The 18,128-nt window shown below is 62.0% G+C and carries 6 protein-coding genes and 1 other RNA gene; 5 read left to right on the top strand and 2 right to left on the bottom strand.

The window, feature by feature from the left end:
• Positions 1 to 40: 40 nt before the first annotated feature.
• Together ABHT90_RS08590 and ffs are read left to right on the top strand one after the other, a co-directional pair.
• A complete protein-coding gene (locus tag ABHT90_RS08590; RefSeq protein WP_346982233.1) occupies positions 41 to 8,983 on the top strand; it encodes a Spy0128 family protein in 8,943 nt (2,980 codons plus the stop codon).
• 94 nt (positions 8,984 to 9,077) lie between these two features.
• Positions 9,078 to 9,173, top strand: an RNA gene (ffs, locus tag ABHT90_RS08585) — signal recognition particle sRNA small type.
• Between the two features lie 345 nt (positions 9,174 to 9,518).
• Here ffs and ABHT90_RS08580 read toward each other — a convergent pair.
• The gene (locus ABHT90_RS08580) at positions 9,519 to 10,532 is read right to left on the bottom strand and encodes an LPXTG cell wall anchor domain-containing protein (RefSeq protein ID WP_346982232.1); all 1,014 of its coding nucleotides are present in this window, start codon (positions 10,530 to 10,532) and stop codon (positions 9,519 to 9,521) included.
• Positions 10,533 to 10,742: 210 nt separating this feature from the next.
• On the opposite strand from ABHT90_RS08580, the gene ABHT90_RS08575 reads away from it, so the two are divergent.
• The 3 genes from ABHT90_RS08575 to bilS all read left to right on the top strand — a co-directional run bounded on the left by ABHT90_RS08575 (position 10,743) and on the right by bilS (position 15,144).
• A complete protein-coding gene (locus ABHT90_RS08575; protein WP_346982231.1) occupies positions 10,743 to 12,605 on the top strand; it encodes an ABC transporter ATP-binding protein in 1,863 nt (620 codons plus the stop codon).
• Positions 12,606 to 14,465 (top strand): ABC transporter ATP-binding protein, encoded by a 1,860-nt coding sequence (locus ABHT90_RS08570; protein WP_346982230.1) that lies wholly within the window; start codon positions 12,606 to 12,608, stop codon positions 14,463 to 14,465.
• Between the two features lie 127 nt (positions 14,466 to 14,592).
• Positions 14,593 to 15,144 (top strand): flavodoxin family protein BilS, encoded by a 552-nt coding sequence (gene bilS, locus ABHT90_RS08565; protein ID WP_346982234.1) that lies wholly within the window; start codon positions 14,593 to 14,595, stop codon positions 15,142 to 15,144.
• A 606-nt stretch (positions 15,145 to 15,750) separates the two neighbouring features.
• On the opposite strand, the gene ABHT90_RS08560 is transcribed toward bilS, so the two are convergent.
• Positions 15,751 to 18,051: an LTA synthase family protein gene (locus ABHT90_RS08560; RefSeq protein WP_346982229.1), complete on the bottom strand. Its 2,301-nt coding sequence runs from the start codon at positions 18,049 to 18,051 to the stop codon at positions 15,751 to 15,753.
• Positions 18,052 to 18,128 lie beyond the last annotated feature (77 nt).

Here is an 18,128-nt window from a genome sequence, read left to right as displayed (position 1 = left end):
CCGGCAAGGGGTCGATAGCTTTGCAATTTCAAAAAGATGATTGAGGCAGAATGTCAATTCTGGTCTAACAGAGCCTTCCATTAAGGCCGGCGAGACCATTCGCGTATACGACCTTAAGCAGGGCGACAGCTATAGCGTGAGCGAGCTCACCACTAAGGGCGAGGAGTCCAGTGGCAATGTGCTGGCGAGCATCGTTAACACTGTGACCGGCTCTGCCGACGAGTCGGTGCTTCCGGCTGGCTTTAGCCTCGTGAACCGCAAGGTCGGTGGCGAGAAGCAATCAGGAACCGGCAACACTATCACGGGCAAGATCGCCGCGCTCGTGGACGGAAAGATTCCCGCGAGCAACACGCTTGAGTTCATCAACAACTACAGCGCCAACCGCGTAACGCTTGACGCCCAGAATGGCCTAAGCGCCAAGAAGGTGCTCGAGGGCCGCAATTGGGCCGATGGCGATACCTTTACCGTGCAGCTTACAGCCGACGACGGCGTTCCCATGCCCGGCGTTGCCAAGAGCAAGGTGGCTACGGTTGAGCTCACCGAGAAAACCCGGACGGCGACGTTTGGCGATATTACCTATAGGAAGCCGGGTACCTACACCTATACCATCTCGGAGGTTATCCCCGGATCCGACGCCAGGGCAGACGGCATAAGCTACTCCGCTGCTGTCTATACCGCGACGGTCGTGGTGGAGGATAACCATGCCGGTGCTCTGGTCGTTAAGAGCGTGAAGATGGTGCAGGAGTGCGACGACGCGGGTGTCGACACCAAGACGGATGTTGCCGGTAAGGGCGCAACCTTCACCAACCGCTACGATACGCACGAACATAGCATCATCATCCATGCCCAAAAGAACCTGACCGACAACGCCGGGACGTTCCCGCTTGCTCAGAATACCTTTGACTTTAAGCTCGAGGGCGTGGGTGGCTATGCAGATGCCAGCGCGGTATTCAGCCTCGATACGGTCGATAAGAACATGGCGGCCCCCATGCCTCAGGGTACCGAGGGTAACACCGCGACCGTGGGCAATAACGCCGACGGTACGGTGACGTGGCCGGCGATCTCCTATACCGCCAAGGCGGATGCGGGACGTGCCTACGTTTACAAGTTCGCCGAGAATCCCGGCAGCGTTACGAGCATGACCTACGATGGATCGGTCTATTACGCCGTGGTGCGCAACGCCGAGAAGGGTGCTGGCATCCAGACTTCGATCGAGTACTACAAGATTACAGAAGACGGTTCGGTAAAGCAGCTGGACACGAACGTTACGCCTTCCTTTACCAATATATATAGCGTGGATCCCACGAGCGCGACCCTGCAGGGCCAAAAGACCGTGAGCGGTCGTGACTGGAACCAGGACGAGAGCTATACCTTTAACCTTGCCGCCGCTACGGACGATGCCAGTGCAACTGGTCTGGGTAAGACCACCGCAAAGGCAGTGACGGATGGGGCCGTTGCTATCGGCACTAACCAAGCTGTCGCCAACGCGCCCGCGTCGGGACGCGTGGCATCGTTCGCCTTTGGCGCCGAAGCCGCCCCGACCGTGACGTTCAACCGCGCGGGTACCTTTAGCTTCAACATCACCGAGGATGCTGCGCGGGATGGCCAGGCGGGCATGTCCATGGACAAGCACACTGCACGCGCGACCGTCGTGGTGACCGATCTGGATGAGTCGGGCAACCACACGGGCAAGCTGCGCGTGTCGAGCGTGACCTACGCCAACACCGGTGCCTCCGATGCGGACAAGGCCGTAACCGACAAGGCTGCCTTTACCAACGCGTACCATGCATCGGGCACCTTTGGTGGCATGACGGTGAGCAAGGCCCTTGAGGGTCGCGCCTCTATCGCGGGCCAGTTTACCTTTGCCGTGACGGGCCTTTGGTACAACGGCGTTCAGACGTCGGTCGACGGCGCCGAGGCTAGCCTGTCCAATAAGGCGGCGGAGGCCGGAGAGTCCGGTGCCGTGGTGGGCGCAAGCGGGCAAGAGAAGCTCTTTGCTCGTACGCTCACGGAGCAGGATCTGGGCCATACGTTTGCCTATCGCATTCACGAGAACCAGCCTGCTGCGGCTGCCGGCTACGCCTATGACACCGGCTACACGGGCGATGCCATCGTGCTCGTCAAGGTTCTTGCACGCAAGAACGACCCCGCTAAGCTCTATACCGTGACGACCGTGCTCAAGGGTACGGGTGTGACGGAGCTGCTGGGCGACGGCGCCGACGCGAGCGCGCTGACGGACGAAAAGATCGTCGAGCTCAAGCAAAAACCGAATACTTACGTGCAGCAGTACGATGCAAGTGAGGTCGGCGCCACAACGCCTGCCGTCTCGTTTGTGAATCGCTATGAGGCAAGCCTCGACTATGGCGCTGCTGGCGGTCTGCAGATTGAGAAGACGTTGACGTATCCCAAGGACGCGACCATTTTTGGCTCGCCTAAGAGCACGTTCCGTTATATCGTCAAGCCTGCTGACGAGACATCTGCCAGCAAGGTCGGCATTTCCACGGACGGCAGGGTCTTTGAGACCGCAAATGTCGAGGCCGACGCCCCCAAGACCGTGAGTTTGGTACCTGCGAGCGGGCTGACCTTCACTCAGGATGATGCCGGCAAGACGTTCACCTATACGGTGAGCGAGATTGACGACAAGGCGACGGGCTATACGTACGACAAGACGGTCCATACGGTTAGGGCCGTCGTAGCGGATAACGGCGACGGCACGCTCAGGGTCACGACATCGGTAAGCAAGCAGGTCGATGGCAAGGACGAGCTCGAGGGCCAGTGGGTCTATCCGTCGGGTGCAACGTCCACCGGTGTCGCGACGGTCAAATTCAAGAACACCTATACGGTCACCGAGGCGGCAACCTACACCCCGTCCGTGACGAAGGTGGTTGCCGGTGCCGATGCTCCGGGCAAGTTCACCTTTGCTATGACCGCGGCTGACGATGCTACCAAGGCTGCCATCAGCGGCAATCTCATCACCGGCTCCTCGATGAGTGCGGACAACGGCTATGTCGAGAAGAAGCAAACGAAGGAGGGCCTCAAGGACGGGGAGCACTATCAGGTTAACTTCTCAAAGCTCACCTTCAACAAGCCGGGCACGTATAAGTTTGCTATTAACGAACAGGTTCCGAATGTTCTCGGCGAGTGGAAGTATGACACGCACACTTATGTCCTGACCATTACCGTAACCGATGAGGGCGGCAAGCTTGTGGCCCGCGCCGATGGCGCGACCGGCTCGGAAGGCTTCATCTTCACCAATAGGTATCGTACCTCGACGAGCTACGAGCTCCAGGGCGGTCTGGAGATCGTCAAGACGCTCAACGGGCACGACCTGCATGCCGGCATGTTTGGCTTTACGGTAACGGGCGAAGACGCCGCCTCGACCGATAAACTCAACAAGCTGCTGCGCGCAGATGAGGGCAAGCTCACCGTGACAAACGATGAGCCGCAGGCCGATGGCACGTCCCATACCGGCATTTTGGGTGGCCTGACCTTTGCGACGGAAGATGCGGGTAAGACGTTTACTTACAAGGTTGTCGAGAATGGCGGCGGCAAGGGCGGCTATACATACGACTCCACCTATTGGATGGTAGAGATTGCGGTTAATAATCGCCGCGATGGTTCGCTCTATACCGTGACCACGGCCAAGCACTATGACGCCAATGAAGCTGAAGAGCCCCACGAGAAAAAGGTCTTCAGCTCCGAGAGCGGTACCGCCAAGGCTCAGGTGTTCTTTACCAACAGCTACGCTGCGACCGGAACATTCGACGGTCTTACTGCCGAGAAGGTAATGGATTCCGGCGACAAGATCGAGGCTGGCCAGTATACGTTTGACCTGTATGCCGAGAAGGCCGACGGCTCGCTCGAAAAGATGGATGAGGGCACGACTCAGGCGGACGAGGACGGTACCGCTACGGTCGACTTTGGTAAGGTTAACTTTAAGCTTGGCGATGCTACCAGCGGAACTCATGAGCAGACGATTGACCTTGCCGGCGCCGTCAACGATGGCATTGCCACCAAACGTCACAATGCCGACCACACCACCACCTACAGCTTTAACCTGGTGGCAAAGGAGCGCATGGCCAACCTGCCCGAGGGCGTGCGTCCCGTGGATACGTCTGCGACGTGCCGAGTGCTGCTCGAGGTGACCGACCACAACGACGGCAATCTGACGTCCAAGGTGACCTATCGCGATGGTACCGAGAAGGGTAAGATCGTCTTCCACAACACGCGTGATAAGGTCAAGACGATTGGCACGGTCGCGAAGCCCGATGTGGACATCGACGGGCAGTTGCTTTCTGTGGGCGACTCCTACGTCTATACCATCAACTGGGCCAATACCGAGGCCGATGCCGCCGGCAATCTGGTTTCGGCCAACGTGACCGTGACCGACGAGCTGCCCACGGGCGTTGTGTTCGAGGCCTTTGAGGGCGAGTTTGCCGATAAGGGCGCTGCGAGCGGTCAGTTGCTCACCTGGGACCTGGGTAAGCAACCCGCGGGCAGCCACGGTTCGGTGCGCGTGCGCGTAAAGATTACCGAGGACGCTGTGAAGGACGTCCAGGGTGCGGTCGGCACCGTTGAGAACAAAGCTACCGTAACGGTTGGCAACAAGAGCTATACCGGCGCCACGACGAACTTCGTGCCCAAGAAGTCCGAGAGCGATGCCCAGGATTCGAATGAGTCGGGTGTGGCGCTGGGCGATGAGCTCACCTACACCATCGGCTACAAGAACACCGAGGGCGCGTCTGCCACGGTGACGATCACCGATGCCGTTCCCGCGGGAACCGAGTTCGTGGAGTTCGCCGGCGACCATAAGGATGCCGGCTCCAAGGACAATGACGGCAACCTCACCTGGACATTGAAGGACGTTCCCGCCGGCAAGGAGGGCACGGTTCAGTTTAAGGTCCGCGTGACCGAGGACGCGTTTAAGAGCGGTGGCGCTTCGGGCGACATCTCCAACCAGGCGTCGGTGGCGGTCGGCAACAACCCTGCCGTCAAGACCAACACCACTACCGATCAGGTTTCTGACGGGCGCCTGACGTTGAGCAAGGCGGTCACGGCCACCGAAGGCATCACCGCTCCCAACAAGGCATTTACCTTTAAGGTGCTGCTCTACCAGGCCGATGGCACAACGCCTCTGGCCGGCACCTTTGCGTTCGCCGGTCGCCCCGACGGCACCAATGGCACTTATGTAAGCGGACAGATCAAGAGCGGTGACACAATCACGCTTAAGGCCGGCGGCTCCGTCACGGTTACCTTGCCCACGGGTACGCACTACGAGGTGCAGGAGCTCGATTCCAAGGGTGAGCTCATGACGAGCGAGGACGGCTTTGCGGTTGTCGATAAGGCGAACCCCCAGAAGGGTACCGTCGGACAGGCGACGCAGGCGGGCTTCACCAACGTCTACAGCGTGGAGTCCACGAAGGTGGAAAACGCTTTTAAGGTGCAAAAGAAGATCTTCGGACGCAACTGGATGACATCGGATGCCTTTACCATGACGCTGACTGCCCAGGGCGAGGCACCCATGCTCAAGGGCGCCAAGGACGGCGTGTCGACGATTGAGCTGCACAAGGATGCCCAGGTCGGCAACTTCGGTGCTATCGAGTACACCAAGCCCGGTACCTATACCTATATGATTACCGAGCAGTCGGGTGACGAGGCGGCACTCACGTTCTCGAAGGCCACCTATCGTGCCACCGTCACGGTGACCGACAACGGCGCCGGTAAGCTGCTTGCCAAGACCAAGATTGCACAGCTGACCGACGATGCGGGCGACGCTGCTGAGCGCACGGTCGAGGTGGCGGTCTTTACCAACACCGCCAAGACCGGCAGCCTCACCGTCAAGAAGACGGTCGTCGGCGGCGACAGCCAGCGCGAGTTCGGCTTCACGGTCGCGCTGGCCGACGGGGACGGCGAGCCCGTCTCCGGCACCTTCGGCAAGGGCGAGCACGCCGTGACGTTCACGGACGGCAAGGCGACCTTCACGCTCAGGGACGGCGGGGAGAAGACCGTCGCCGGCCTGCCCGTGGGCGCGTGCTACACCGTGACCGAGGACGCCGCCGAGGGCTACACGACCACGGTCAACGGGGCTGACGGCTCCAAGGCCGAAGGCGCCGTGACCGAGGCCGGCGCGACCGCGGCGTTCACCAACACGTACGGTACGGCCACCGAGGGCAGGGACGTCTCCACCGCGGGACTCTTCACCAAGGCGCTCGAGGGCCGCGACTGGGCGGAGGGCGACATCTTCCAGTTCTCGCTTACGGGCGAGGGCGGCGCCCCCATGCCCGAGGGCTCTGCCGACGGCTCCAAGACCGTCAGCGTGACGGCCGCCGCCGGAACAAAGGCGGGCGATAGGGTCGCCTTCGACTTCGGAGCCATCCGCTACACGCTCGATGACATCAAGGATGCCGAGTTCGCCGAGGTCGGCGGCAAGCGCGTGCGCGCCAAGATCTTCACCTACACGGTGCGCGAGGTCAGGCCCGATGACGGCTCTGCCATCGCCGGTGTGGCCTACGACGGCCACGTCGCCATGATGACGGTGACCGTGACCGACGACGGCTCCGGCAACCTCACGGCCACGACGCCCGCGATCGCGGAGGTGAGCGGCGGCGACTTCGTTAACACCTACACGACCGAGCTCGACTACTCGGCACGCGCGGGCGTGCGCCTGTCCAAGACGCTCTCCGGCCGCGCCATGGAGGCGGGGCAGTTCGCCTTCACCGTGACCGCCGACGCCGAGACGGCCGCCAAGCTCGGCCTCAAGACCGACGGGGACGCCTACGCCGTGGCCGCTGCCGATGACGGCGCGGCCGACCTGATCGACCTTATCGGCGGTGCTGCGGGTAGCGACGTGAAGTTCACCGACGCCGACGCGGGCAAGACCTACAGCTTCACCGTCACTGAGACCAAGCTCGGCGGCAAGGGCTACGCCAACGACACCGCGCCGCGCACGGTGACCATCGCGCCCGGCTACGACGCCGCGACGGGCAGGCTCACGGTCACGACCGTGGTTGCCAAGGACGGTGTCGAGGTCGCACGCAGCGAGGTCTCCACGGCAGATGACGCCGCGGCGACGCCCGCGCCCGTGACGGTCGCGTTCCAGAACTCCTACGAGGCCACCGGAACGCTCGGCGGCGAGGGCAACGTGTCAATTAACGCAACCAAGACGCTGACGGGTCGCGCCGCGGCGGCGGGCGAGTTCTCGTTCTCCGTCCGCGATGCCCGGGGCAACGTGGTCGCGACCGCGACCAACCGGGCCTCCGGCGACGGCGAGGCCGCGGGGCTCGCGTTCTCGCCCATCGCCTACACCACCGACGCTCTCGAGTGGATGGTGGCGGACGGCACCGCCACCAGGGCCGCCGACGGCTCCTGGGTCATTCCCTATACCGTATCCGAGGACGGCACGGACCGGCTGCCCGCGGGCGTGACGGCGACCGCCTCGAGCTTCGACATCACGGTCAAGGTGACCGATAACGGCAAGGGCGGGCTGGACACTGCCGTGGTCTACCCCGAGGGCTCCGGCGGCACGCTGTCGTTTGTGAACGGCTACGGCACCAACGAGGCGACAGTCGACCTCGCGGGCACCAAGACGCTGGCGCTCGGCCAGGCCGGGCTCGGCCTCACGCAGGCCGACATCGAGGGCAAGTACACCTTTAAGATCGAGCCGCTGGACGGCGCGCCCGCGCCGGTCGACGCCTCCGGCAAGACGGTGACCGAGGCGACCAACGACGCCGCCGGCAACGTCGAGCTGGGCCACGTCACGTTCAGGCAGCCGAGCGACCTCGATGACGTCGAGATCGACCGCGACGGCCTGCGCACCAAGACGTTCGCCTACCGGGTGAGCGAGTCCGGTTCGGTCGACGGCGTGGTCAACGACGTGACGGCGGCCAGGACCTTCAAGGTCAAGGTCGTCGAAGACACCAACGCGGGCACGCTCGCCGCGGAGGTCCTGCCCGCAGGGGGCACGCCCGAGGGCAAGGGCTCGTTCGAGTTCACCAACACCTACGGCGTGAACCCGACGCCGAGCTCCGTCACCGACCAGATCACAGTGAACAAGAAGCTCAAGGGCCGCGACCTGGCCGAGGGCGAGTTCGAGTTCCAGCTGGTCGAGATCGCCGCCGACGGCAGCGAGAGCGTCGCGGCGACGGGCAGGAACGCCGCCGACGGCACGGTCGCGCTCAGCCCCGTCACCTACACCGCGCCCGGCACGCACAGCTACGAGCTGCGCGAGGTCGCCGGCACGGCGGGCGGCGTGACGTACGACAGGGCGACGTACCGCGTGCGCACGACGGTCACCGATGCCGGAAACGGCACGCTCGCCGTCAAGCACGAGCTGGCGGATGCCGAGGGCAATCCCACGGGCGACGACTCGGTGACGTTCACCAACGGCTACGAGGCCGCGCCCGTCACCCTCAAGCTGGGCGCCGCCAAGGTGCTCAAGGGCGCCGAGCTCAAGGCGGGCCAGTTCAGCTTTGAGCTCAAGGGCCGGGACGGCAAGGTCATGTCGACCGCCAGGAACGCCGCGGACGGCAGCGTCACGTTCGATGCGCTGACGTTCAAGCAGGCCGGCACCTACACCTTCACGGTGAGCGAGGTCGACGACGGCCAGGCGCACGTGACCTACGACAAGGCCGTGCACAAGATCGTCGTCACGGTGAGCGACGAGGCGGCAGACGGCACCAAGACGGGCTACCTGTCGGCGAAGGTCTCCTACGAGGGCGACGCCAACGTGCCGCCGGTCTTCACCAACAGCTACGCCGAGAATCCCGGGACCCCCGGCACCCCCGAGAACCCCGGCACGCCGGGCGGCGGCTCAGACGGCGGTTCAGATAACGGCTCCGGCAGCGGCTCTAGCGGCGACGGCTCCAAGGGCGGCATGCCCGACACCGGCGACCGCGGCCTGCCGGTCGAGGCGCTCGCGGCCATGGCCGGCATCGGCGCGCTGACCGCAGCGGGCGGCGCGGTCCTGTACCGTAGGCGCCGCTAGCGATATGGACGAGTGGGGCGAATCCATCCGATGGGTTCGCCCCACTTGCCCTGCTGGACGGGAGCAGGTAAGATATACCGAGCGCCTAGCGCGTTCGATGGGTTCGGATGACGACATGTTCCGAATCTGGTCAGGTCCGGAAGGAAGCAGCCATAAGGAGCCTCTGTCGGGCATCCGAATCCATCGAGCGCACGGGCGCTTTTTTGGTGCCGTGACATGGCCCGGCCGGCGGCGAGGTATTTGGTGTCTCGCTGGTCCTCGGCTGCGCCTGCGGGATCGCTCGACTACCAAATACCTCGTCGTCGGCCGGGCCCCGTCGTCCAAAAATCACCCGTAAAGGCGCGTTTATCTAATTTAATCTATCCCTTGTGGAATGCGGCTTGCTGGTGTTGTCTGGGCATTGATGGCTATGTGGTTCAAGAGGCGGCGGTGTTGTTGCTTGAATTTTTGCAGTTAAAGAGGCCCGTTTCCCTGGGGAAACGGGCCTCTTTTGTCTCTGGGTTTGTGGATTGGCGAAGATGGTATGCTCTGGCGGCTATTTTGAGTTCTTGAGGCGGCGTACACCCGTGGCGGTTATTCCGAGGCCTGCGGCGGCGATTCCTGCGAGTGCTATTGCGCTCGGTGCTGTGTCGCCCGTGTTCGCGAGCTTGCCGGCGGTCGTATCTGCTTGCTTGCCGCTGCTCGAGTTCGCCTGCTTGGTGGAGCTTGGTAGGGCGTCTTTGCCGGTTGCAGGTGAGGCAACGGGCGGTGTCGCCTCGGCGGGTTGCGTTGAGTCGGAGGGAGGCGTCGTCTCGGTCGGTTTCGTTATCTCGGGCGAGGTGGCCTTGTCTGCCGCGGCCTTTGTCTCTTCGTATGCCTTGCAGGCGTCGTCATAGGCCGCTTGCGCCTTTTCCAAATCGCTAAGGAGCGCATTTCGCTTGGCTATGTCCTCGTCGATGTGGGCTTTAGCTTTCTCCGCCTCACTTTCGAAATACTGAACCTGTTTTTCCTGGCTTTCGAGCCGGCGTTGGTAGCGGTGAAGATCATCTTCACAAGATTCTTCTCGCCTTTGTGCCGTCATGATCTCCATGCGCAACTGCTTAATATGCTCCTTAATAGCTGTGCTGGGCTCCTCGCCGCCGAGTGCTTCAAGTGCCTTATCTAATTCTGCCTGAAGGCCGCTTGTCCGGTTGTGGGCCTCATCGTATTTGGCTTGGGCTGCATCGACGTTCGCTTGCATGGCGGGAAGGGGTTCCCTCCGTTTGGCGGCTTCCGCCACCACCATGTCGTAGAGTTCTTGAAATGCGGCAATGTCATCATCGATTTCCGCAAGTTTCTCGGGACTTGCGGCGTCTTTCGCGGCCTCGAGGTTTTTGAGCGCTTCCTGCATAGCTGCATACGCTCTTTCTTTTGCGGCGGCCGCATCTTCCGTCTGCAAGGCAACTGCACCGGTGGGGGAACTGGTTTCTGCCGCGATCGCCGTTACGGGGGCGATTCCCGCGACAAGTGCCGCGGAAAGGGCGATGCCCACAGTTGCTCGTCTTGCTCTTCTTGCGAGAATGTCGTTCATCTCGGCACCTCATTTCAAGGGTCGGCGACTAACTTGGTAGCACTAATGTAAATATACCATGCTAGTTGACCCGACACTGGCTGGGTGTGCGCGTATACCCCTCTGAAAACTGAATCCCGTTAGAAATGACGAGTTGTTTACGCTTCTTTTGGGGTGGCGGTACTATCATGGTTCGAATTGAATGTGGATGATGATAGGGAGCGCCTATACATGATTGAGCTGCTCAGGCGTTTTGGTGGTAAGTTTCGCCGGTATATGGTGATCGGCCCTGCGTGCAAGTTGATCGAAGTGATCTTTGACCTGCTTACGCCGCTGGTGATTGCGCAGATGATCGACAAGGGCATCGGTGTGCACGATGTCAACGCCGTCGTCCACTACGGTATGCTGCTTGGCGCCATGGCCGTGATCGGCATCTCGTTTACGCTTGTCTGCCAAAAGATGGCGGCGCTGACCTCACAGGGCATGGGCACCGACATTCGTGGCGCACTCTACGAACACATCAACAAGCTGAGCTATGCCGAGCTCGATCGCTTTGGCACGCCGTCGCTCATCACGCGCATCACCAACGACGTCAACCAGGTGCAGCTGGCCGTGGCGCTGGGTGTGCGCATGCTCATCCGCTGGCCTTTCCTGGCGGTGGGCTCCATGGTTGCGGCCCTCGCCATCGACCTTAAACTCGGCATTATCTTTTTGATCTGCACGCCCGCCATCGGCCTGGTGTTTTGGTTTGTCATGGCGCACTGCATCCCGTACTACAAGCAGCTGCAGGCAAAGCTCGACCGCATCGCGCTTATCTGCCGCGAGGGGCTTTCGGGCGCCCGCGTGGTCCGCGCGTTTGTGCGTGAGGACCATGAGCGTGAGCGTTTCGCCCAGGCGGCCGATGACCAGGCGCATGTCGCCATCGCGGTGGGCAGGCTCTCGTCGATTCTCAACCCCGTCACGTTTTTGGTGATGAACCTGGGCGTGTGCGCCATCCTGTGGGTGGGCGGCATTCAGGTCAACGTGGGCGAGCTCACGCAGGGCCAGGTCATGGCGTTCGTCAACTACATGACGCAGACCCTGACCTCCATCGTGTACGTCGCCAACCTGGTCGTGGTCTTTACCAAGGCGAGCGCCAGCGCGTCGCGTATCAACGAGGTGCTCAATTGCGTGCCGAGCATCACCGACGAGGGCAATCAGCCGGTTGCGCTGCCCCAGGCACCCGCGACGGACGTCGACGCCCCGGCCCCTGCGCTGAGCTTGAGCCATGCGAGCTTCTCGTTTGGCGCCGGTGCGGCCAACGCCGTCAACGATGTGACCCTGGAACTCCCACTGGGCAAAACACTCGGCATTATCGGCGGCACGGGCAGCGGTAAGTCCACGCTCGTTTCGCTTATCCCGCGCCTGTACGATGCAGGCGCCGGCAGCGTGTGCGTGATGGGCGCCGACGTGCGCGCTTGGCCGCTCGACCAGCTGCGCCATGTGGTTGCGACTGTTCCGCAGCGTGCGTCGCTGGTGAGCGGCACTATCCGCAGCAACCTGACCTGGCGCGATGAAGCCGCGACCGACGAGGAGCTCTGGGCAGCGCTCGATATGGCGCAAGCGAGCGAGTTCGTGCGCAGCAAGTCGCAGGGGCTCGATGCCCCGGTCGAGGCGGGCGGTAAGAACTTCAGCGGTGGCCAGCGCCAGCGTCTGACCATCGCGCGTGCCCTAGTGGGCTCGCCTCAGATATTGATCATGGATGACTCCGCGTCGGCGCTCGACTTTAAGACCGACGCGGCGCTTCGCCATGCCATTCGCGAGCGCAGCGTGCGCGGTGCCGTCGAGGGCGGGCTGCCGCTCACGACCGTCATCGTGAGCCAGCGCGTCTCGACCGTGCGCGACGCCGACATGATCTGCGTACTCGACCACGGCTCGGTTGCGGGTCTGGGCACGCATGATGAGCTGTACGCGACCTGCCAGCTCTATCGCGAGATTTGCCAGTCGCAGCTGCGCCGCGAGGAGCTTGAGGGCCAGCGGGGGAGCACAGCGCCCGCGTCCACCCCAGGCGCCCCGACCGCCCCCGCATCTGTCTGCGCAAAGGAGGGCTGCTAAATGAATCCGTATACTTCTTCCGGTTCGGTCGCCACGATGACGGCCAACGTGTCCGGCAACGATAACCTCAACGACCTGGGCGACGGTCCGCGCCAGCCCGGCGACCCTGAGCGCTATCCCGTGGGCGCGGTGACCCGCCGCCTGATGGGCTACGTCCGTCCGCACCGTATTTCGTTTGCGGCGTCGTTTGTGAGCGCCGCCATCTCGGTGATTCTGCAGCTCTACACACCTATTCTCATCGGCGAGGGCATCGACCTGATCGTTGCTGCCGGGCAGGTGGACTTCGATGCGCTGCTGCCGCTCGTTACCAAACTCGCGCTCGTCGTGGTGGGAGCAGCGGCCTTCCAGTGGCTGCAGGGCTATTGCGTCAACCGCCTGTCCTACGAAACGGTGCGCGACATGCGCGTGGAGGCGAGCGACAAGCTCAGCCGTATGCCGCTCAGCTTTATCGACAGTCACGCCCACGGCGACCTTATGAGCCGCGTGGTCAACGACGTCGATCAGGTGGGCGACGGTCTGCTGCAGGGCTTCACGCAGCTCTTCACCGGTGTTATTACCATCGTGGGCACGCTCGCGTTTATGCTTTCCATCAACCTGACCATGACGCTCGTGGTGGTGCTCGTCACGCCGCTTTCCATTTTTGCAGCCGGTGCTATTGCCAAGCTCTCCAACAAAAGCTTTACGGCACAGCAGCGTATTCAAGGGCAGCTCGTTGGTCATATCGAGGAGTACGTAGGCGAGCAAAAGCTTGTCGACGCCTTTGCCTATGGTCCCAACGCGCAGCTGCGCTTCGATGCCCTCAATGCCGAGCTCTACACCGCGGGCGAGCGCGCGCAGTTTATGGGTTCGCTTTCCAACCCCGGCACGCGCTTTATCAATAACATCATCTACGCCGTGGTCGCCGTGATCGGCTGCGCGGGCGTGATCACGGGCGTGCCCGCGGCGCTTACGGTGGGCGGCGTGCAGATCTTCCTGTCCTACGCCAACCAGTACACCAAGCCTTTCAACGAGGTCACCAACGTCATTACGCAGATCCAGACCGCGTACGCCTCGGCGCGCCGCATGTTTGCGCTGCTCGATGCGCGCGAGCAGGAGCTCGACGCGGAGGATGCCGTGGAACTTGCCGTCCCGCAGGGCGAGGTGACCTTTGAGCATGTGGACTTTAGCTACGTGCCCGACCGCAAGCTGCTGCAGGACATCTGCATCGATGCCAAGCCGGGCATGCGCTTTGCCCTCGTCGGTCCCACGGGCTGTGGCAAGACGACGCTCATCAACCTGCTGCTGCGCTTCTACGATATCGACGCCGGCCGCATTGCGGTCGATGGCCGTTCCTCGCGCGACTACACGCGCTCGAGCCTGCGCCGCGCCTTTGGCATGGTGCTGCAGGATACGTGGCTGTTCGAGGGCACGGTGGCCCAGAACATTGCCTACGGTTGTCCCGATGCTACGCGTGAGCAGATTGTCGAGGCCGCCAAGCGCGCTCATGCGCACAAGTTTATCGTGCAGCTGCCAGGCAGCTACGATACGGTAATCGGCGAGGACGGCGGCACGTTTAGCCAGGGTCAAAAACAGCTGCTGTGCATCGCGCGTGTCATGCTCACCGACCCGGCGATTCTGCTGCTGGACGAGGCGACCTCGAGCATCGATACCCGCACCGAGCTGCAGGTGCAGGCGGCGTTCGACGAGCTCATGGCTGGCCGCACAAGCTTTGTTGTGGCGCACCGCCTGAGCACCATCCGCAACGCCGACTGCATTCTGGTGATGCGCGACGGCCGGATTATCGAGCGCGGCACGCACGACGAGCTGCTAGCGGCAGGCGGCTTCTACGCCGAACTCTACCGCAGCCAATTCGCCCAGTGAGCAAGCCCGTGGGGCAAATTAATCAATCGACAGACGGTGGTTTACATCTGTCACGTTAGTACTAAGATATTCATCTAATAAATTGCATTAGTGGCTTTAGTTTTGGGGGAAACGAGGCAACGTGACTATGACGTGCTCTTTGGTGGTTAACAGCAAGAGCGGTAATACCAGGATGGTTTCGGGTGCGATCAAGCGCGCTCTGCAGGCTGCGGGCGTTGAGTTTGTCCATGCCGCGGCGTTGAGCGACGATGCGGATGCAGATCAGGTTGCGCTCGAGGCGCAGGGCGCCTGCGCGGCCGACACGGTGCTCGTCGGTTTTTGGTGCGACAAGGGCGCGTGCACGCCTTCGGTCGCGGCGTTGCTCTCCGCCTTGCACGGCAAGCGCGTCTTCCTGTTTGGCACCTGCGGTTTTGGGGCCGACCAGAGCTATTACCAGCAGATTATTGATCGCGTGACTTCCAATTTGGCTGGGGATGCCGAGCTTGCGGGCTGGGCGATGTGCCAGGGCAAGATGGGTCCCGCGGTCAAGCAGCGCTACGAGGCCATGCTCGAGCAAGATCCCGACAACGCGCGCTATAAGATGCTGCTCGACAACTGGATTGCTGCGAAGGACCATCCCACCAAGGAAGATCTGGATAACATGGCCGCAGCCGCCAAGAAGGCCGTACTGGGAGAGTAGCTTCGCCGTCCGCGATCCTTCGTGCAAAACAATACAAATGTGAAAGCCTCGAAGTTCTCGAGGCTTTTTTCTTGACACTTGTGGGCACAACCGCTGCAAGCGTTTGGGGCGACTTTTTCCATCACCCCGATGACGAGGCTGTTCTGGACAACACGCTCGCATACGTTCGCTGGATGTATTCAGAGTGGGAAGGGCTTTCCGGATGGAAGGGCTTTCCGGATGGATGAGGTTGCGGAAGATGCGTCCCGGAATTTGCCTTTGGAATGGGATGGAGTTTCCGGTTAAGGACCTCGGCGGAAAGTGCATCCCGGAATTTGTAGCCGAAGTGGGATGCAGTTTTCCAACGGGCCCGCAGGCGGAAACCGCATCCCACTTTGCGCATGATTTCTGGGACACAGTTTCCGCGACTCGCATGACAGGCCGCGCCTCTGCTGTGAGGCGAGGGCGAGCGGGCACCGGGTAACGTCTGTCGCGAGTTCCGCACGCAAAGAAGGCCACTTAATGTGGCCTTCGTCTTGCGCAGGACTGTCTGAGCAGCAGATGTTACCCGGCGCCCGTCCGCCCTCGTTGGGGATTGCCCGGGTAGGCGAATCGGGATGCGTCCCGCTACTTGATCTTGGTTGTACCTGGCGCCAGGTTGGGGTCGGTTTCGTTGGCCTCGGTCTGGAAGTGCTCGGTGTACACGTTCTTGCCGTCGCGGAACATCTCGTAGTATTGCATCTTGGCGTAATCCTCGCGTGCCTTGGTGGCGGCTGCTGCGGCGGCGTCGTCACCGGTGACGTTGGAGGAGAGCGCCCAGCGCAGGCTGGCGTCCTCGTAGCCGACCGAGTTGATGGCGGGCAGCGACTCGCGCAGCGTCATGTGCGCTTTCTGGTAGTCGGTCAGCGGTGCGCCGATCAGTTGCATCAGCTGGGTGGACAGGTAGTTGGTGGACAGGTCGTCGACCTCGCTTGTCTGGTCGCAGCCGGCAACGTCGTAGTTGGCCCAGATGATGTAGTCGGTCTGCCACAGACGTTCCTGGTGCGTGGCATCGTCCTCGCCGGTAAACCACTTATCGTTGAACTTGGACGGGAAGAACGGCTGGTGGTCGCCCCAGAACACCACGACCACCTTGCGATCGAGTTTGCTCAGGGCGTTGAGGAAGTAGCGAAGCGCCTGGTCGGACTGCTCGATGCACGAGACGTACTCGTCGACATCGGACAGCGTGCCGTCCTCAACGGTCTTGGCGTCCAGGTCGGTTGTGTCGATGTTGAGATGCATCTGCTTGTCGACCGGCAGCAGGCCCGTGTCGTAGCCCGAGTGGTTCTGCATGGTCACGTCGAAGATAAACTGCGGATCGGCGTTCTGGTCGAGCAACTCGAGAATCTTGTCGTAGGTAGCCTGGTCGGTCACCATGCCGCGCAGGGTGTCGGCTCCCTGGAAGTCGTTGATGGACAGGAACTGGTCAAAGCCAAAGTCCTTGTAGACGTTCTCGCGGTTCCAGTTGGTCGCGTGGTTGGGGTGCATGGCTGTGGTGGAATATCCGAGCGACTTGAACTGCTCTGCCAGGTTCCCGGTCGTTTCCATGTTGTAGATGGTGTAGGGGTACACACCCGAGCCCAGGTTGGCCATGGAGTTGCCGGTCATAAACTCAAACTCGGTATTGGCGGTACCGCCGCCGTAGGCGCTCACGTAGAGCTTGCCGCGGCTGAGGCAGTTGGACAGGCTCTTAAAGTACTGCGGGCCCTCGTAGCCGGCGCGCATATTCTGGTAGATGGATAGATCCGAGAAGGTCTCGTTCATGATGGCGATGACCGTGGGCTTCTCGCTGTCGAACTGCTCCTTTGCGGCGGCGCGCTCGTCGCTCTTGGCCGCGTCGGACTTGTCGTAGGCCTTGGCGTACTTTTTGAGCGTGGCCTTGGCATCGTCGACGGAGTAGTCGGCGGGTTTGGGCGGCTTGATGGACTGCGCCGCACTAATAAAGGCGGGCAGGTAGCCCTCGCGCCAGTAGCTCTCGAGCGGGCGCCAGGTGTAGACGGTGATGCCGAGGGTGTTGTAGTAGTCGATGAGCGTGACATGCGCGGTTACGCCGCCCAGGCACAGCACTGCCACGAGCAGGTTGGTGAGCAGCATACGCTTGGCGTTGGCGGCACCCTTCTGACGGTGCGGTGCCACCAGGCCGGCGTACTCGCACAGCAGCATGGCGATGGCGGTAAAGCCCATGGACAGCACGCAGAACAGCGAGATCGAGAAGGTGTAGCCGTTGCCGGCGACCGCGGCGGCGGTGGAGATGGCCGAAAGGTCGCCCGGCTGGATGGGCATGGATTTAAACGTGATGACGAAGAACTCGGCAATGCCCAGGACAAAGAGGGCAAAGGCCAGGACCGCGGGAGCTGCGCCGTGGCGCTGGAATAGGAAGAACAAGCCGGTCATGAGCACGGTGATGATGGCCCACTCGAGCAGGATGCACAGGGGGTAGACCCAGGTAAAGTCGTGGTTGGACGAGACTTCCATTCCCAGCAGCGCAAAGACGCCGGCGAGCAGCAGGCACAAGACAGCGGCGACGAGCGGTTTGCCCACAAAGGCGCCGCGCAGGCGGGCGAGCTTGCCGGTGGGGGCGGGGGCGTCGGGCGCGGCGAACGCAAAGACGCGCGGGGCGATGCGGCCGCGTGCGATGCTGGCCCAAGCGCAGCCGGTGAGGATGGCGTTGGTTAGGATGAGCATCACAAAGGCGAGCGGCTCGTTTTGGGCGACGAGGCCAATGGCGCCCCAAATGGTCAAAAAGAGCTGGAACAGGCCGAAGGCGACGCTCCACCCAAGAGCGCTTTTGGCAACGGTGCCCGACTGAGCGCGAATGGCCTTGGCCTCGCGCAAGACAAGGTAGACGGTCGCCGCAAGACCGACGAGCGAGATGGCGGCAGCGAACATGCTGAGACTCCTCACAAACTAAAACCTACGAAAGCGGGGGTTTACCCGATTGTTACCAAGATATGCGCTGCAATTGG

The organism is Collinsella aerofaciens (assembly GCF_039758815.1).
Classification (GTDB): Bacteria; Actinomycetota; Coriobacteriia; order Coriobacteriales; family Coriobacteriaceae; genus Collinsella; species Collinsella aerofaciens_BP.
This window is presented reverse-complemented; position numbering and strand designations above follow the sequence as displayed.

Excerpts from the sequence above, each read along its gene's own strand:
- ABHT90_RS08580 (WP_346982232.1), bottom strand. The coding sequence starts at position 10,532 with ATGAACGACATTCTCGCAAGAAGAGCAAGACGAGCAACTGTGGGCATC.
- ABHT90_RS08575 (WP_346982231.1), top strand. The coding sequence starts at position 10,743 with ATGATTGAGCTGCTCAGGCGTTTTGGTGGTAAGTTTCGCCGGTATATG.
- ABHT90_RS08570 (WP_346982230.1), top strand. The coding sequence starts at position 12,606 with ATGAATCCGTATACTTCTTCCGGTTCGGTCGCCACGATGACGGCCAAC.
- bilS (WP_346982234.1), top strand. The coding sequence starts at position 14,593 with ATGACGTGCTCTTTGGTGGTTAACAGCAAGAGCGGTAATACCAGGATG.
- ABHT90_RS08560 (WP_346982229.1), bottom strand. The coding sequence starts at position 18,051 with ATGTTCGCTGCCGCCATCTCGCTCGTCGGTCTTGCGGCGACCGTCTAC.